17 protein-coding genes and 1 riboswitch are annotated in these 17552 nt (G+C 57.0%); of the genes, 5 read left to right on the forward strand and 12 right to left on the reverse strand.

Going from position 1 to position 17552, the window contains the following annotated elements:
* Positions 1-94: 94 nt before the first annotated feature.
* The 7 genes from JYB85_RS05735 to JYB85_RS05765 all read right to left on the reverse strand — a co-directional run bounded on the left by JYB85_RS05735 (position 95) and on the right by JYB85_RS05765 (position 8121).
* Positions 95-1387, reverse strand: coding sequence for a GGDEF domain-containing protein (locus tag JYB85_RS05735; RefSeq protein ID WP_207381429.1), 1293 nt, complete (start codon positions 1385-1387; stop codon positions 95-97).
* 20 nt (positions 1388-1407) lie between these two features.
* On the reverse strand, positions 1408-1971 hold the full coding sequence (locus JYB85_RS05740; protein ID WP_207381979.1) for an acyltransferase: 564 nt from the start codon (positions 1969-1971) through the stop codon (positions 1408-1410).
* A gap of 41 nt (positions 1972-2012) precedes the next feature.
* Positions 2013-2747 carry a tRNA (N6-threonylcarbamoyladenosine(37)-N6)-methyltransferase TrmO gene (tsaA, locus tag JYB85_RS05745; RefSeq protein WP_207381430.1) on the reverse strand — a complete coding sequence of 245 codons (735 nt, stop codon included), beginning with the start codon at positions 2745-2747 and terminating at the stop codon, positions 2013-2015.
* A gap of 9 nt (positions 2748-2756) precedes the next feature.
* Positions 2757-3131 carry an Rcs stress response system protein RcsF gene (rcsF, locus tag JYB85_RS05750; RefSeq protein ID WP_207381431.1) on the reverse strand — a complete coding sequence of 125 codons (375 nt, stop codon included), beginning with the start codon at positions 3129-3131 and terminating at the stop codon, positions 2757-2759.
* 61 nt (positions 3132-3192) lie between these two features.
* Positions 3193-4461, reverse strand: coding sequence for an amidohydrolase family protein (locus tag JYB85_RS05755; RefSeq protein WP_207381432.1), 1269 nt, complete (start codon positions 4459-4461; stop codon positions 3193-3195).
* Entirely contained in the window at positions 4461-7568 is a 3108-nt protein-coding gene (locus JYB85_RS05760; protein WP_207381433.1) for an amidohydrolase family protein, read from the reverse strand. Before JYB85_RS05760 ends, JYB85_RS05755 begins: the two co-directional genes overlap by 1 nt.
* 157 nt (positions 7569-7725) lie before the next feature.
* Positions 7726-8121: an H-NS histone family protein gene (locus JYB85_RS05765; protein ID WP_207381434.1), complete on the reverse strand. Its 396-nt coding sequence runs from the start codon at positions 8119-8121 to the stop codon at positions 7726-7728.
* Positions 8122-8427: 306 nt separating this feature from the next.
* On the opposite strand from JYB85_RS05765, the gene JYB85_RS05770 reads away from it, so the two are divergent.
* The 5 genes from JYB85_RS05770 to JYB85_RS05790 all read left to right on the forward strand — a co-directional run bounded on the left by JYB85_RS05770 (position 8428) and on the right by JYB85_RS05790 (position 13176).
* Entirely contained in the window at positions 8428-9177 is a 750-nt protein-coding gene (locus JYB85_RS05770; RefSeq protein ID WP_207322443.1) for an electron transfer flavoprotein subunit beta/FixA family protein, read from the forward strand.
* Positions 9178-10101 carry an electron transfer flavoprotein subunit alpha/FixB family protein gene (locus tag JYB85_RS05775; RefSeq protein ID WP_207322444.1) on the forward strand — a complete coding sequence of 308 codons (924 nt, stop codon included), beginning with the start codon at positions 9178-9180 and terminating at the stop codon, positions 10099-10101.
* A 124-nt stretch (positions 10102-10225) separates the two neighbouring features.
* A riboswitch (Lysine riboswitch) is annotated at positions 10226-10429 on the forward strand.
* A gap of 81 nt (positions 10430-10510) precedes the next feature.
* A complete protein-coding gene (locus JYB85_RS05780) occupies positions 10511-12076 on the forward strand; it encodes a Na+/H+ antiporter NhaC family protein (protein ID WP_207381435.1) in 1566 nt (521 codons plus the stop codon).
* Positions 12077-12181: 105 nt separating this feature from the next.
* Positions 12182-12760, forward strand: a complete 579-nt coding sequence (locus tag JYB85_RS05785; RefSeq protein WP_207381436.1) for a thymidine kinase — start codon at positions 12182-12184, stop codon at positions 12758-12760.
* A complete protein-coding gene (locus JYB85_RS05790) occupies positions 12751-13176 on the forward strand; it encodes a GNAT family N-acetyltransferase (RefSeq protein ID WP_207381437.1) in 426 nt (141 codons plus the stop codon). Before JYB85_RS05785 ends, JYB85_RS05790 begins: the two co-directional genes overlap by 10 nt.
* Positions 13177-13230: 54 nt before the next feature.
* Here the strand turns inward: JYB85_RS05790 and JYB85_RS05795 are convergent, their stop codons facing one another.
* The 5 genes from JYB85_RS05795 to nirK all read right to left on the reverse strand — a co-directional run bounded on the left by JYB85_RS05795 (position 13231) and on the right by nirK (position 17371).
* Positions 13231-13992, reverse strand: a complete 762-nt coding sequence (locus tag JYB85_RS05795; RefSeq protein WP_207381438.1) for a Crp/Fnr family transcriptional regulator — start codon at positions 13990-13992, stop codon at positions 13231-13233.
* Positions 13993-14115: 123 nt separating this feature from the next.
* Positions 14116-14607 (reverse strand): copper chaperone PCu(A)C, encoded by a 492-nt coding sequence (locus tag JYB85_RS05800; protein ID WP_228730215.1) that lies wholly within the window; start codon positions 14605-14607, stop codon positions 14116-14118.
* A gap of 10 nt (positions 14608-14617) precedes the next feature.
* Positions 14618-15277, reverse strand: coding sequence for an SCO family protein (locus tag JYB85_RS05805; RefSeq protein WP_207381439.1), 660 nt, complete (start codon positions 15275-15277; stop codon positions 14618-14620).
* 17 nt (positions 15278-15294) lie between these two features.
* Positions 15295-16149: a hypothetical protein gene (locus JYB85_RS05810; protein WP_207381440.1), complete on the reverse strand. Its 855-nt coding sequence runs from the start codon at positions 16147-16149 to the stop codon at positions 15295-15297.
* 46 nt (positions 16150-16195) lie between these two features.
* Complete coding sequence (gene nirK / locus JYB85_RS05815) at positions 16196-17371, reverse strand: copper-containing nitrite reductase (RefSeq protein ID WP_207322451.1); 1176 nt, start codon at positions 17369-17371, stop codon at positions 16196-16198.
* Positions 17372-17552 lie beyond the last annotated feature (181 nt).

Raw genomic sequence — 17552 nt, forward strand, 5'->3', positions numbered from 1 at the left:
CGATAAAACACCCGATTTGTGCCTGATGAGGCAGCTGTTTATCAGCCGATGGCACTGTATTGGGGCCGGGAGATTTCGCTAGCCGGGAGTGCCTTCAGCAGACCTGGGCTATGGGAGCTTGCCTGTCTGGCAGGGCACAGGGAGCCACCAGGGCCTGATTGCCCCCCTGGGCCCGAGCTTGCAATAACGCCGCTTCGGCATCCTGTAGCAGGCTGTCCCAGGCGTGGGCCGAGCGTGGCACCTGACTGGCGATACCCACCGACAGAGTGATGCGGGGATTGCTGGCCTTAAGTGGTGCGGGGATATCGGCACTCAAGGTCAACTGGCATAATTTCTGGGCCTGTTTGACGGCCTGCTCCAGATCGGTTCCCGACAGCACCAGGGCCAGGGTGTCATCGCGCACATGGGCGAGAAAATCATCGGCCCGGTTGCAATGCAATTCCAGCAGTTGGATCACGCGGATAAAGCTTGGGTGGGGCAGGGGGCCCAGAGGCGTGCCGTCATATTGTTGCAGTTTGTCGGGACTCAGCAACAACAGCGACAGATTATCGCCGTGGCGCAGGGCCCTGAGCCATTGCTGCTGCAAATGTTGATTGAGGGCACTGCGGTTGTGGAGACCTGTGATGGCGTCTTTTTGTGCCAGGCCGGTTTCCTGTCCCAGACGTTGCTGCAAGCGGCTGAGTTGCTCGTCCATTTGCTGTACTTCACGATTGACCGGCGTGAGTCCCGCAAGTATAGGCCTTTGCTGGCTGAGAAGATTCAGCCTGCGTCTGAGCTGCAGTAGGGGTCTGACAAAGTGGCGCCCGAGGATAAACCAGGCCAGGGTTTGGCTGATGAGTAACAGCAGCAGGGTAAAACCGGCCAGGATCAGCTTGAGTTTCCAGCGATCCAGCGCCGCGTCGTGTTGCTGTTTGTCCAGTTGGGATTGGCTGAGTTTGCTGATGCGCATTCCCAGATCGCGACTGGACTCAGCCATTCCCGGTAAGGAAAAGGCCTCAGTGGCCTGTGGATCCAAAGACTTCAAGCTTCGCAGCAACTCCTCTGCCAGCCCTTTGGCCTTGGGATCCTCCAGGCTATCGGTCAGACGTTGTTGGCGTTCGCCAAGCTCTGTGAGCCACACCTGACGTTCCCGCGGCGAAAGACTCGGCCAGTGGCGGGCCAATTTTTCCATCCCCAATTGCTGCATCTGAGCTTGCTGCTGGGCTTGCTGCTGGATGCGATAGCTGTCTATCCAACTGTCCTGGAAGTCCGCCATCCTGTCTATGGTCAACATGGCAATCACGCAGCTGATAAGAGGCAGTATCGACAACAACAGAAAGCCGAGCCTGAGCCTCTGTTTCATTGAAGGCAGGCGGGACTCATCTGTTTCGGTAGTCGCATTGGCCATGGGTTGCTTCCTTGTCTGGCTTATTTGTCGCGTCTGTCGCCTATGACCCGCGCCGGGTTACCTGCCACTATGGCATAGTCGGGCACGTTCCGGGTCACAATGGCGCCCATGCCCACCACTGCGTGATTGCCTATGGTGACGCCGTCCACTACCCCGGCCTGGGCACCAATCCACACATCTTCCCCTATGGTGATGCCCCGGGAACTGACGGTTTGCTGATACAGCGGCCGGTCGAGGGCCATGCCATGGTTAAAGGCATAGAGGGTGACATTATTGGCGATACGGGTTCTGTTGCCTATCTTGATGCCCACCCGGCCACCGTCGATGGAGCAACCATGGTTGATGGCCACTTCGTCACCCAAGGTGAGGGGACCATGAATAAAGCTTTCTGCCGCTATCATGCAGCGATTGCCCATGCGGATGTCCCGGCCCGGTTCGGCAAACAGCCTTGCTTCGGGGGCAATAAAACAATCCTGGCCCAGGTGTACGGTTTCAAGCGCCGTTAATTCTGCCTGCACGGCGTGCTGCCAGGGCCTGGCCCAGGCCAGATGCTTATCCTTGAGCGAATAATAAAGCCAGGGCATCCACGACAGGCGCTTTTTGTGCTGGGCTTGGTAATCCGGACTCAAGTGCCGCTCTCCAGCATGCCGGGCTTGAGTTCGAGCACTTCTATTCCCTTTGGACCAATCTGCCAGAAGATATCGAGGTCGTACAGGGCCACCTGATATAACTTGGCGTCGTCCTTGGCCTTTTTATAGGCGGGACGGGGATCCTGGGCCAGCACCCCTTCAATGAGTGCCCTGAGATTGGGACTTTGGGGTCGGGCGCCGTATCTGGCCACCTGGGCCTCGGCTTCGCTGCAAAAGTGCACCGGGTATTGAACCGGCGCTTCCTGGGCCATGCCGCCGATGGCATCGGGGATGGCGTCCGAAAAGGGAATATAGGGTTTGATATCGATAATCGGGGTGCCATCGAGCAGATCCATACCGCTGATCTCAAGGCAAATTTTGCCGCCACGGCGGACTATGCCATGGAGCTTGACCACAGACTGGCCTATGCCGTTGGGCCTGAAGGTGGAGCGGGTGGCGAATACCCCCAGCTTTTCATTACCGCCGAGCCTCGGGGGCCGCACCGTGGTTTTCCAGCCCTGGGCCAGATTTTCATGGAAGCAGAACAGCAACCACAGGTGGGAGTATTGCTCCAGGCCGCGTACCGAATCGGGATCATTAAAGGGGCCGGTGAGCTCCACGTAACCGTGAACATCCACCAGGCCAGGTTGGCGCGGAATACCGAACTTCTGTTTATAGGGCGTGCGGCAATAGGCGACGGCGGTGATTTGGTTACTGAAACTGGCTGACATGAAAACCGCTTATTCCTGCTGTTGACGAATGGCCTGACCAACACACATGGCGCTGGTAACGCAGCCGGGGCTGGGCTCGGTGATCAGGGTGCATTGACGTATGATGAGGCCATTGGCGCCCTGATCGGCAGCCTGGCGCCTGGCATGGGTGCGGGCATCGGCGAGGGTCACTGGCACATCCTGTGGCTGGGCTTGGCAGGCATGACCCTCGACCAGGCCTATAACCTCATAGCGTACCGTTGGACGGGCATCGCCTTCGAACAGCTGCACGTCCCCGGCCTTGAAATAGTCTTTGATGGCCTTGCCATCGAGATTGCTGTTGAACTGGTAACCGGCGCAACCACCGAGTACCGGCACCAACAACAAGGGCAGTGCTGCTTTCATGTTCATCCCCTGAGCTTGAATTAAAGGCAAGGCGTAAACGCCTTGCCTGCGTCAGGAAATTCTACTTCTTCAAGTACTTTTGATAAAGCTGCTGCTGGCGATTATTCAAATCCACCCGGCGGCCGTCGATAAACAGGGCCTCAATGCGACCGCTCATGGGGTCCAGTATATCGCCCTCGGCCACTATGATATTGCCGCGGTAGCCCACCTCGAGCGCCCCCATGTCATCCACCCCCAGCATGCGGGCCGCATCCAGGGTGATGGCCCGCAGTGCCTTGTCCTGACCCAAACCGTGGGCCGCGGCATAGCCGGCGGCAAAGGCCAGGTTACGGCTGTCCCAATCACCGCTGTAGCCAATGGCGAAGGGTACACCGGCATCGCTCAACAGCGCAGGAATACGGAAGGCCATGTCAACGGGCTCATCGCTGCGCTTGGGCAGGCTGAAGACGCTGGCATAGATGACCCTGGCTCCCAGCTCGTTAAGCGACGCGGCCTGGCGCCAGGCATCGTAGCCACCGACGATTACGGGTTTGAGCTGGTATTCACGGCACAGTTTCAGGGCTTCCTCAATGTGTTGTTCCCTGTCCACGTGGATGAACAGGGTGGCGGCGTCATCAAACAGGGGCGCCATGGCGGCCAGGTTGCGCTGCTGCGCTATCTTGTCGCCGGCCTTGATGCCCAGGGCATAGCGCTTGGCGTCGGCAAACAGGGTGCGGATTTGTCTGGTGGCCTCATCGTGCTCCTTGAGTTGCTTGCTGCGCTCTTCATCATCGCTGGCCAGGGGACCGAGTTCCGGCCAATACAGGTGCTGGCCCATGCGGCTTGGCACCAGGGCCTGTTCCACAGTCCAGCTGTCCAGTCCCACCAGGGCGCTTTGACCCGCCATGGCTTCGCCTTCGGGCACCAGCTGCACATGGCTGATACCGTTGCGGCGCAGGGTGGGGATGATCTCCGAATCCGGATTGAAGGCGCTGGCGGCCCTGAGTTCGGCATTGTTCAACCCCACATCGGCGATGTCGCGGGTGGGTCTGGCCATCTCGATTTCGACCATGCCGGCGTGGGAGTCCAGGGCGATAAGTCCCGGATAGATACGTTTGCCGCTGGCATCAATTTCCTCGGCGCCCTCGGCGGCAAGTTGTTTGCCTATGGCGGCAATGCGTCCGTCATGCAGCAGCAGATCGGTATCTTCCAGGATCCCCTGACTGACGGTGTAGAGGGTGGCGTGGCGCAGCAGCAGGTCGCGGCTCTGGGCCGTGGCCGGGATAAGATCATGTGCCACGGCAGGCAGGGCCAGCAGGGGCAGTAAAAGGCAGGAAAGCAGGGTTCTCATTACAGGGCTCCCTCGAAAGTCTGGCCGGCATGGGTGCCAAAGGCCTGGTAATGGGTATCACAATGCCACTGGGGCTCGTTATTGTCCTTGGGCGTTTCACCGGTGGTGCGTTTGGCATCGGCACTGAGAATTTTCTGCACCAAGGCCGCGCGCTCTTGGTCCTGGGCGCGGGCGATTTTGGCGTCGGTTTCGCGATCAAAGTAGCGCTTGCCATCGACCCAGACGGCTTCGGTGCGGGCATAGACGGACAGCGGGTTATTGTCCCACAGCACCAGATCCGCGGATTTACCCACCTTAATGGAGCCCACCTTGTCCTCAACCCCCAGTTGCTTCGCCGGGTTGATGGTAACCATCTTCCAGGCTTCCTCGGCGCTCATGCCGCAATACATCATGGACTTGGCGGCCTCCTGATTCAGGCGGCGCTGGGTTTCAAAGCTGTCGGAGTTGATGCTGGTGACTACCCCCTTTTGCGTCATCAGGCAGGCATTTTGGGGAATGGCGTCATAGACCTCAAACTTATAGGCCCACCAGTCGGAGAAGGTGGAGGCGCCGGCACCGTGGGCCGCCAGTTCATCCGCCAGTTTGTAACCTTCGAGCACGTGGGTGAAGGCCTTGATCTTGAATTTGTAGGTTTCGGCCAGGCGCAGGAACATCAGGATTTCAGATTGCACATAGGAGTGAATGTGCACATCCCGCTGTTGCTTGAGTACCTCAAGCACGGCGTCCAGACGGGTGCTGGGACGGGGGCTCAGGGTACGTTTTTTGTCGGCGCTGCGCAGCCTATCATACTGGGTCAATTCACTCTCGTAATGTCTGGCGGCATCAAAGGCATCGGCTATGGCGGATTCCACCCCCATGCGACTCTGGGGAAAGCGGCTGGTGAATTTGTCGCCCCAGTTGCTCTGTTTGACGTTTTCACCCAGGGCAAATTTGATGCTGGCGGGAGCGCCCTTGAATTTGAGTGCTTCGGCATTTTCACCCCACCTGAGTTTAATCAGCTGGGATTGACCGCCTATGGGGTTGGCGCTGCCGTGCAGCAGTTGTGCCGTGGTCACCCCGCCGGACAGACCGCGGTAAAGGGCAATTTCATCCGGATTGAGTATGTCGCCAATGCGCACTTCGGCCGTGATGGCCTCCGAGTCCTCGTTGGTGCCGCCGTTGATGGCGATATGGCTGTGCTCATCGACTATACCCGCGGTGAGATGTTTGCCACTGGCATCTATCACGCGATAACCGCTGGGAGTCGACAGTTGCTTGCCGATGCGCTCTATCTTGCCATCGGCCAGCAGCAGATCGGCGTCCTCCAGTATGCCATCGGCTTCCGAGGTCCAGATGGTGGCGTGACGGATATGCAGTCGTTCGACCTTGGGCAGTTGCTCCAGACCAAAGGCAACATTGGGTTGGGTCAGCTTGCCGAGCAGAACTGTGGCTTGCTGCGCGTCGGTCTTGTCTGCACTCTTGCTCACGCCACTGTCTGCATCCTTGTTAAGGGCACTGTCGGCGGCCGCCTCTGTACTAATGTCAGCCAGATTACCGGCCAGGGGACTGACCTGACCTTTGGCATCTGTCATCCGCCCCGAAACACCATCCTTGTCGAACACCAGACTGAAGCGACTCAGGCCCGCGATTCCTGCGGCGGAGAGATCGGCGCTGAATATCAGGCGGCCATCGACCAGCTTGGGTTCCATCAGTTCGATACTGGCTTCGCCACTGCTGAGACTGCCCTTGAGCTTGGGTTCGGTCTCCAGCTCAAGAGCCAATTCCAGTTCTCCCAGCTGCAGTCGATACTGGCCGGACAGTGTGTGCCTGGGGCTCAATTCCTGCTCATCGCCCTGCAGCCAAACGCTCACTATTTTACCGTCTTTGAACAGATCGCCGCGGCTGACCACCAAGTCGGCCATGTAGCCGGGGGCCAGGCGACCGGCAATGTCGTCAATGCCGGCCAATTCGGCGGCACTGCTGGTGAGGGCCGCCAGGGCGTCGGCCTCGCTCAGGCCATGGTCAATGGCCTGGCGCAATCTGGGCCAGAAATCTTCCGCTTTACTGATGCCATATTGGGTAAAGGCAAAGGGTAATTTGCTGTTGGCCACCAGTGCCGGGTTGGCCGGTGCCCGCTCCCAGTGACGCAGTTCGGCAAGAGACACGTCACGTTCGGTCAGGGGATCGGCAACCTCGGGAGCCTTGGGGAAGTTGAGTGGCAATATCAGCCCAAATGACTGGGCCTTGAGTTCATCCAATCTGGCGTACTCGCGACCGTTGCCCAGCAAGGTGCCCTTGAGCTTCTGCTCAGACAAGAGTCGGGCCGCACGCAATTGGCTGTTCAAATCACGGGTATCAAACAGAAATGCCTGTTGTTCCAGATTGCCCAGGGCATCCAGGGCACTGTTGAATTCCAAACCGGAAATTACCGCCTGCCCGGCCAACTTGGATTTATTTTGCTGATACCAACGGACATCGCTGAAGGTTTGTCTTATCAGTGCCATGGCACCCATTAAAGAACGGGGATAATCCTGTTTTGAGCTGCCTTTATCGAAGGCGATAAATTGCTGTCCCTGTGAGCGATAGATAAGCTCGGAAGGATTTTTATCGGCCAGGGATACCACGGCGGCGCGACCACGGAAAATGCCATCAAGTTTTGCCGTCTGCACACTGGTAAAACCGTTATTGGTCCATTTCTCCGCGGCAGCTTTATTGGGCTCGATATAATCCACCCATTGCATCTGGGCATGAATAGCACCGTTGTCAGCATTGCCACCAACGCGTTTTATTTCATAGACAGGTCTTTCCCGCTCATCTTTGGGATACTCGTAGCCAATACCATATTCGGCAAAGGGATCAATAAAGCCCGGATATACCTCATAGCCACTTAAGTCTATCACCAGGGCATTTTCCGGTATCTGACCGTCTTTAATGATCTCTTTAATATGATTGCCTTCAATGACCAGGGTGGCATTGGTCAGGGTTTCGGTGGCCGATAAATGCAGTGTGGCTCCGGTGATGGCGGTCAGGCGGGTGAGGGGAGCCTGGAGTAAGGTCTTGGCCGATAAGGGCAGAGAGATCACTGCCGGCAACAGCCACAAAAGGGTTTTGGCATTCAACTTGTTCATTTTATTAGTTCAGTTGCGTCTGCGGGACAAAGGTGAATCGAGGTTAACCGAATTGGATACCCATTGGCAAAAACGGAATTGTAAATGACTTTGCTGTTTTGGCGGCCATAAACAAAAAGCCCGGCAAGGCCGGGCTTTTTAATGGTATCAGGGGCAATTAAATGAGGAAGTCATCCATTGAACGACCCTTGTCCATTTCATTCTTGAATACGGTTGGCATACGGCCTTGACCAGTCCAGGTCACTGTCTCGCCATTGACCTCAATTTTGTATTTGGCAGGACGTGGAGCACGCTTTTTACCGGCAGGCTTGGCTGCACCGGTTACGCCCAGATCATCAACAGACAAACCGATTTCAGCCATTTGCTTGCGAATTTCTTCAATCTTGGCGATGCGCTCGGCATTGGCCTTCAATTCTTCTTCGGCTTCGGCTTCGCGATCAGCAATCACTTTTTCCAACTTGGCTGCAACATCACGGAGATCGGCAACTGACAAATCTTTTACAGCGGCTTTAAAACGGCGACCATGAGTCAATATTTCCAGAAATTCGCTCATACTATTTTTTTTCCAGTTCAAATTGTCCGAAGACGGGTTAACGGATAACAGTGAAATAATAGAAATAAATATTTAAACTGGCAAATTAAAATTCCCTTTAATTAAAAAAATGCACGCTTATAAGTCAAAAATGCCCATTTTCTGTCTAAAGTGTTCAAAAATCTGGCCAGTGATGGGTGTCGCAAAGATACTTAAGCGCTGCTGTCTCAGGTTGACGTTTACGTTAACAGGACGTAAAGTTGGCCTATTCCGTGCCGGTTGCGCCGGCACATTCCACTGAAAGATAAGGTGCAGGAAGGAAACCCTATGAAAGTATTGGTGCCTGTAAAGCGCGTGGTCGATGCCAATGTCAAGGTCAGGGTCAAAGCCGACAACACAAATGTTGATACGGCCAACCTCAAGATGGCTATCAACCCCTTTTGTGAAATCGCCGTTGAAGAGGCTGTGCGCCTGAAAGAAGCCGGTGTGGTCAGTGAAATCGTGGTGGTCAGTGTCGGCAGCAAGGCTGTGCAGGAACAGATGCGCACCGCCATGGCACTGGGTGCCGATCGCGGCATTCAGGTTGAAGCAGAAGATGAATTGGCACCTATCTCCATTGCCAAGTTGCTGAAGGCCGTACAGGACAAGGAACAGGCTCAATTGATCCTCATGGGCAAGCAGTCCATCGACGGTGACAACAACCAGACCGGTCAGATGCTGGCCGCGCTGATGGATGCTCCCCAGGCGACCTTCGCTTCCAAGCTGCAGGTGGAAGGCAATACCCTGCTGGTGACCCGTGAAGTGGACGGCGGTTTGCAAACCCTGAAGCTGCCGATGCCAGCTGTAATTACCACAGACTTGCGTCTGAACGAGCCCCGTTATGCCAAGCTGCCCGACATCATGAAGGCCAAGCGCAAGCCCCTGGACACTGTGACCGCGGCCGATTTGGGCGTGACTCTGAAGTCACACCAGAATCTGGTAAGCGTCAATGCACCTGCGGCCCGTCAGGCCGGCATCATGGTTGCCTCGGTTGAGGAACTGGTGGAAAAACTGAAAAACGAAGCGAAGGTGATCTAAATGGCCATTTTAGTAGTTGCAGAACATGATAATGCCAGTCTGAAACTGGATACCGCCAAGGTAGTGACTGCGGCCAAGGCCATTGGTGGAGACGTACACCTGCTGGTGGCCGGTGCCAACTGCGCCGCCGTCGCCGATGCTGCCGCCGCCATTGACGGCGTGTCCAAGGTCCTGCTGGCCGATAATGCCGTTTATGCAGCCCATCTGGCCGACAATATGGCGGCCCTGGTGTTGTCGCTGGCCGGCGATTACAGCCATATTCTTGCTCCTGCCAGCAGCATGGGCAAAGACATGTTGCCACGGGTCGCGGCACTGCTGGATGTGGCTCAATTGTCCGAAGTGGTTCAAATCAAAGACGCCAACACCTTCGTGCGCCCCATCTATGCCGGTAACGCCATGGCCACTGTCACCAGTCTGGATGACAAGAAAGTCATGACAGTCCGTGCCAGTGCCTTTGACGCGGCTGCCAGCGGCGCACCGGCACCGGTCGCCAAGCTGGATCAGGTATTTGAGTCCAAGACCAGCTTCGTATCCCAAGAGCTGTCTGTATCCGAGCGTCCCGAGCTTGGCAACGCCGGTGTGATAGTGTCCGGTGGCCGTGGCATGGGCAGCGGTGAAAACTTCGCCCTGCTTGAGCAATTGGCCGACAAACTGGGTGCTGCGGTGGGCGCATCCCGCGCCGCAGTGGACGCAGGCTTCGTGCCCAACGATCTGCAGGTGGGTCAAACCGGTAAGATAGTGGCGCCACAATTGTATATCGCTGTCGGTATCTCAGGTGCCATCCAGCATCTGGCCGGTATGAAAGACTCCAAGGTGATTGTTGCCATTAACAAAGATCCCGAAGCGCCCATCTTCCAGGTGGCAGACTATGGTCTGGCGGCGGATCTGTTCGAGGCAGTCCCCAAGCTGATTGAGTTGCTTTAAGCCTTAATCTGCGTCAGGATAGGCGCCCCCGGGGATACCCCCGGGGGCGCCTGTGTTTTTTACGCCCCGTTAAATTCAGTTAACCGCGTATTTTTGGCACAGGTCGGTTATAGAAAGTTCAGCTATAAAAAGTAGAGGTGCGTCAGGCAAAAGTAACGGTCGCTAGGGTGATGCCGGTGATCGACCGTGAAAGGGCTATGACGCCGAAGTGGGATAGGGGAATCACACCCGCCTGCTGGTGCTGTTTCCGATAAGGAACCGCACTGCCATAGTAAATGCCTGTCGGGATGACGGGCTGTCGTATTTACTGTGGAGCGCTACTGAAAGGACTGGTGCCCGCTGCAATTCATTGTGCTTTTACACCGCTTCAGTTGCCCTCCATTCGTTAACCAAACGAAGATTAAATTCAATGACTGTAATGAGTTACGCCGAATCGGCGCTGTCTCTGCTGCCACCCGTGGTGGCAATTGTGCTGGCTATTTTGACCCGCAGGGTGCTGGTGTCCCTTGGGCTGGGCATTGTGGCCGGGATCCTGCTGCTGAGCGACTTTTCTCCCCTTGATGCCTGCCTGCTGCTGGGTGAACGGGTTGTCGCCCTGGTGTGGAGCGATGGTGCCCCCAACAGCTGGAATTTATACATTCTGGGATTTCTGGTGCTGCTTGGGATGATCACCGCCCTTATCAGCGCCAGTGGCGCGGCCCGGGCCTTTGCCGACTGGGCCAGGGTTCGGATCCGCACTAAACGTGATGCCCAGTTGCTGACCCTGTTTCTGGGCTGTGTGGTCTTTATCGACGACTATTTCAACAGCCTGGTGGTGGGCTCCATCGCCCGGCCCCTGACCGACAGGTATTATGTGTCCCGGGCCAAGCTGGCTTATCTGCTGGACTCCACCGCCGCGCCCGTGTGTGTGATTTCCCCTGTATCCAGTTGGGGGGCTTATATCATCGCCCTGATAGGTGGCATTCTCGCGTCCCATGGCATCAGCGACACCGGCCACCTGGCGGTATTTATCCAACTGATCCCGATGAACTTCTATGCCATTTTTGCCCTGGCATTATTGCTGTGCGTGGTGCTGTTCGGTCTGGATGTGGGGGCCATGCGCCGGCATGAGCAAGATGCCCTGCGCGGCAACCTTTATGATGAAACCAAGGGCGTGCCTCCGGGCAGCAATGTCGAGTTGCCCGAAGAGGGCAGCGGTAAGGTCGCCGGCTTGTTTGTGCCCATAGGTGTGCTGGTGCTGGCGACGGTCAGCTTTATGATCGGCAGCGGCGCCATGGCACTGGCCGATGCCGGCCTGCCTTTCTCACTGATTGGTGCCTTTGAGAAAACGGATGTGGGCGCATCGCTGTTTTTTGGTGCGCTGTTGGGACTCAGTGCCACCCTGGCACTGGTGCTGTGGCAGGGCATGGCTCCTCGGTTGGTCAAACACGCCGCGGTACAAGGGGCCCGTTCCATGGTCCCGGCGCTGTATATCTTGCTGTTTGCCTGGACCATAGCAGGCATCATAGGAGAACTTGGCACGGGTAAATACATGGCCAGTCTGGCCGGTGGCAACCTGCCATTTGCCCTGCTGCCGGCGCTGATGTTTGTGCTGGCAGGCCTGACGGCGTTCGCCACCGGCACCAGCTGGGGCACCTTTGGCATCATGTTGCCCATAGCCGCCGATATGGCCATGGGCAGTCACAGTGCCATGATGCTGCCCATGCTGGCATCTGTGCTAGCCGGCGCCGTGTTTGGCGATCACTGCTCACCTATTTCCGACACCACGATTTTGTCCTCCACCGGCGCCAGCTGCCATCACATAGACCATGTGCTGACCCAGCTGCCATATGCCCTGATTGTCGCCATCATCAGCCTGGTGGGTTATACGGTGATGGGTATGATAGAGTCCGTATGGGCCGGTTTCGGTGCGGCCTCCCTGACCTTCGTGGTGGCGGTGCTGTGGCTGAAACACAAGTCCGGCGCCCGCGACTGACGCAGTGACAGTCCATGGCCGCGGCGCAGGGAGGCGCCGCGGGACTTTCGGCGCAATTTGATGCTAAGATAGCCGCCGTTTGAGATAAGGACAGGAACTCCCCCATTGGCACAGCTCTATTTTTATTACTCGGCCATGAACGCCGGTAAATCCACCTCTTTGCTGCAATCTTCCTACAACTACCGCGAGCGGGGGATGAACACCTTGGTGATGACCGCGTCCATTGACGACAGGTACGGCCTGGGCAAGGTGGCCTCCCGTATCGGTATCCAATCGGACGCCCAGGTATTTGGTGCCAATGACAACCTGCTCGACATGATAGCCACGGCCCACGCCGCGACCCCGTTGCACTGTGTGCTTATCGATGAGAGCCAGTTCCTCGCCAAGGATCAGGTGCGTCAGTTGACGGCCGTGGTGGATAAACTGGATATTCCCGTGCTCTGTTATGGCCTGCGTACCGATTTCCAGGGCGAGCTGTTCAGCGGCAGCCAGTATCTGCTAGCCTGGGCCGACAAGCTGGTGGAACTCAAGACCATTTGTTACTGCGGTCGCAAGGCCAATATGGTGGTGCGCCGCGATAGCCTGGGCAATCCGGTGCGCGAAGGGGCTCAGGTGGCCATTGGCGGCAATGAAAGCTACGAGTCCGTGTGCCGTAAACACTTCCAGGAATTGGTATGGGATTGATCCGTACTGCCACGGAGCAAGACGCCACGGCGGTACAGGCGCTGCTGGCGCAGCTGGGTTATCAACACCCGCTGGATGCAGTGGTTGAGCTGCTCAAACGCAGCGAAAAGGATGACAACAGCCTGTGCCTGCTGGCCTTTGACGGCGACAGGCCAGTGGGGCTGATGAGCCTGCTGTTTTTCTTTTATTTTCCGGCCGCAGCCCTGCAGTGCAGGATAACGGCCCTGGTGACCGACGAGCATTGCCGCGGGCAGGGTGTTGGCAAGGCATTGTTGCAAAAGGCGCAGGAACTGGCCAAAGGCCGCGGCTGTAAGGCGCTGGAACTGACCACCTCGCTGTCACGCACCCAGGCCCAGGCCTGGTATGAGGCCCAGGGTATGAGCCGCACTTCTTATCGCTACTGCATTTCGCTATAACCTGGCGTTATTTCATCAAGCTGGACTGAGCACCGTCGGCCATCAATCCTGGCCTCAGTTGCTGAGGGTGAGGATATTTATCCGTTCGCAGGGCATGGCTGTGGCCTGCAGCTGCGCGTCTTCCAAGGGGATATTGGCGCTGGCATACAGCTGGCCTATGTCATCGATATGTATGGCACCGCGGCACTCGCGAATAAGTCCCTCGGTGAGCATTTTCTTCATTAACCGGGAAAAGGTTTCCGGCTGAATCGATAGCCTCGACGCCAGCACCCGCTTGGGAATATCCAGCTCCACCACGCCCTGGTTATCGCCGGTGCGTTTCAGGTTACGCATCAGAAACAGCAGCAGCCGTGACTGGGCGTTTTGCACCGACAAGAGTTCCACTTCGTTGAGATCTTTACGCAGCCGGACGCTCATGGCGGCCATGATGGCAATGCAGGCGTCGGCGTTGCGCTTGAGCAGCCCCAGATAGATTTCACTGTCAAAGCTGACCAGAATACATTCGGACACAGCCTGGGCCGACACGGGATAGCTGGCCTGCTGGGAAAACATCAGAGCCTCGGCAAAGGTGCGGCCCTCGCGGACCACTTCAATGACCTTGTCCTGGCCCTGCAAGCTGGTGCGGTACAATTGCAGGTGTCCCTGGATCACCAGATAAAAACGCTTGGCAACATCCCCCTGGCGAAACAGGGTTTCCTGCGGGGCAAGCTGAATGCGGGCAGCGCTGCCGAGCAACTGCTCCAGCTCACCCTGACTCAGGGCGGCAAACAGGTGATGGCTGTGTACAGCAGCTTTGATGGCGGAATCGGTAATCATGCATATTCCTTGCAACTTCCTGTGGCGCACAAATTACCCCAAATTCGGTTAACAATTTGTGATCCAGCGCAGGAAGCTGACCATGACCGCCGATAACGGCTTTCCCTGTCTTGTATCGGATCCTCAGTGATGCATGCTGTGATCGTGCATACCCTGATCCGCTTTGGCGCTGTCCTGAGCCTTGCCACCGAACTGGGTGACCCTGGCCTTGGCCTGAAGCGTTTCACCGTCCGCCAGGGTGAGCACCAAAGACACCTCTTCACCTTGCTCGGGCACACCGGCATTGAAGTCAGACATCATGGCGTGCAGTCCCTGGGGTTCCAGCTTGACCATGCCATGGGCCGGTATGCGTATGCTGTCCACCGGCAGCATCTTCATCATCTCGCCTTCCTGCACCGTTTGGTGCAGCTCTATCTCCCCCCTGGGGCTGGCAATGCTGCTCAGAACCAGTTCCTTGTCACCGCCGTTGTGCAGTGTCAGGTACAGGGGAACCACCCTTGATGTTGGCGGCATGGCGCGGATCCAGGCGTCATGGACCATCAGGTCGCCGGCAAGGCTGCTAAAAGACATCAGCAGCAGGGTGGCCAAGGTGGATTTCAATTTAAGCTGTCGCATAAGTTCTCCTTCAGCCCAGCAGGCTGGCAATTTGACTGCGCATTTCATCGAGCGCTGTGCCGGTATAAAAGAAACCCCGTACCCGGCCACGGCCATCAATGACAAAGATTTTGGCGCTGTGGGAATAGAGGAAGCCCTTTTGGGCCGGCTGACTCTTGTCTTCCAGACTGAGCTTTTTGTATTCGGTGGTGACCTTTTCATCGGCCAACTTGATGTAGTCGGCATGGTACAGCCCGGCCACCGCATCGATTTTTTCGCGGCTGTCCACCAGGCCGATAAAGCTGGGGTCAAAATAGCTCAGGTACTTGTTCAGGTGGGTGGGGGTGTCGTAATCGCTGTCGATGCTGACAAACAGCACCTGCACCCGCTCCCGCTGCCCGGGTTCCAGCTGTTTCATCAGTTGGCTGATGTGGGCCATGGTGGTGGGACAAATGTCGGCGCAATTGGTGTAGCCGAAAAACATCAGCACCACCTTATCTTTGAAATCCGACAGCCGTACCTCACCGCCGCGGCTGCTCTGCAGGCTGAAATCGCCGCCTATGCCTTTGAGAATTGGCATATCGGCAAAGGCGGGCAGGGCCAGGCTCAGTCCCAGCGACAGGGACAGGGCCGACAACAGACGGCGGGGAAAGTGGGCGCGCAGTGGGCGAAAGGACAGGTGTGACAGCATGGGATTCTCCTTTAGGCTCAGCAACGGATCTCGGCACCGGGATCGGTGACCGGGGGTAAATATTGGCTTTGGTAATTTGCAATCAGGGCCCGGCCATCGCGCACCAGCACTGTCATGTTGACGCCGACGCGGGCCAGTTCGGTTTCGCCCCATTGATTGGTGGCGCTCCACTGGTATTCCAAACTTACCGGATAGCTGCCATCGGCCAGGGCTGTGCCTATGCTGAGGTTTTTGATGGCCCGGCGGCTGTTTTGGTTGTTCAGGGCCTGCAGCGCCCCTTGATAGCTGACCGGGCTCAACTGGCCGGGTTCGGGGCTGGTGAAGGCGGCATCTGGCAGCAGCATAGCGGTCAAGGCTTGGGAGCCGGGATAGTCCAGGGCCTGGGTCCAGCGAAACAGCAGGGCGCGGATCAGGTTTTGCTCAGCGGCGGGACGGAATTGGCCACTGAGTTCATCGATTTCATTCACTTGGGTTTCGCTGGCAATCAGGGTCGGACCGGCCCGGGGTGCCGAATCACTGTTCTCCAGCGTCAGGGTTTGGATCAGGTAGCGGCCTTCGCCGGGGCCGGCATCCCGTGCCTGGTATTCCAGTTCTACCTCCAACCTCAGACGACCATTTTCTTCAGCGATTTGGTCAATGGCCAGTATCTGGTGCGCCCCGGCAACAGGCTTGCCAGTGGGATATTCGGCCAGATCGGTATTCACAGTCGCCTTGGGCTGTATGCCCAGATCCAGTTCGCCGTACCACTGATACACAGCGCTTTGAATCAGATAATCCGAGGGCGTGGCCGCCAGGGCAGGTTGGATGAACAGGGGACCAAACAGCAGGGCAGAGATTAGGGCTGACAGAGGCGTGGCAAAGGGACCTTTCATGGGACCTCCAAAAAAAGCGGGGGTGAAGTCACCCCCGCATCCGGACTCAGGCTGTGATGGCGCCTGGTTTTTTCACCTGTACCATCAGGTTGTCGTCCCACTCGCCTTCCACCTTGATGTGGGCTGCGGCACCTTTCATGATGGCTTCAATCAGGTTGTGGTTAACGTAGGCATAGAGGCCTGGCTGACGGAAGTTGTACAGTGCGGCTGCCGCGCTGCCACCGGCGACCATCCAGGTTTCCAGGTTGGTCTGTGGTGCGTCGGTGAAGGAACCGGCGGCCCAGACATAGTCACCGTGACCACCGATGATGTGCGGACGGGTGTCGCGGTTGGCCTGGGAGTGTACAAAGAGTACTGATTCACCCACCTTGGCGGTCATGGCGTTCTTGCCGGTCAGAGCGCCCACGGCACCGTTGAACACGACATGGGATGGGGTCAGGGTTTTCATTACGTCCATGACGTCCTGCATGCTGTCCATGACTGTCTTGAATTCCTTGTATTTGCCGTTGGCATCTTTGGGAATATAGAAGTCGGCTTCACCCACATAGTAGGCCTTGTCGTAGTGCAGAGGGTTGCCCTGGGCATCTTTCAGACCATCCCGTGGCAGTACCATGATGGCACCATGCATACCCATGGCCACGTGCCATGGGATCATGGCGCCACCCGGGGCACAGTGGTACACGAAGGTACCGGCCTTGGTGGCCTTGAAGCGGAAGGTGACTTCCTGACCTGGAGATACCAGGGTCAGCTCACCGCCACCCAGAGCGCCGGTGGCTGAGTGCAGGTCGATGTTGTGGGCCAGATTGTTGCTGGCAGGGTTAACCAGGGTCAGCTCCACAAAGTCATGCTGGTGACACACAATCAGCGGACCGGGCACGCTGCCGTTGAAGGCACAAACCCAGGCCTTGGTGCCGTTTTCCAGCTCGACCTGTTTCTCTTCGATCACCAGTTTCACTTCCACTACCTTGGGCTTGCCCGTGGCGATTTGGTCGTGCTTGGGCACCATTGGTGGTGGCACCAAATCCAGTTTTACACGCTCCAGCTGATCAGCGCTGTAGTTGGCCATGCGGTCATCTTTACGGGCTGCACCGGTTGCAGCGGCAGGGGCTGACATCAGACCGGCTGCCAGACCGGCACCCACCAGGCCAATACCTACTGAGCCACCGAGAAACTGACGACGTTGTTCGTTGATAACACCGGATTGTTGATTGTGCTTATCCATTGAATGCTCCGTATTTTTACTTTTTCTTCCTGGATTGGGATGTTTCGCCGCTCCAGGAGCTGAGGGTGAATGTCTTGCTTGTGCTTAAGACTATGCTCCTTGGCGGCGTTGGAATTGACATTAATCAAGTTGCATTTGAAATGCGTGTTTAAAGAAGAAAATTGCGAGAGAGATCATCTTT

Source organism: Shewanella sedimentimangrovi (assembly GCF_017354965.1).
In the GTDB taxonomy this organism is placed as follows: Bacteria; Pseudomonadota; Gammaproteobacteria; order Enterobacterales; family Shewanellaceae; genus Shewanella; species Shewanella cyperi.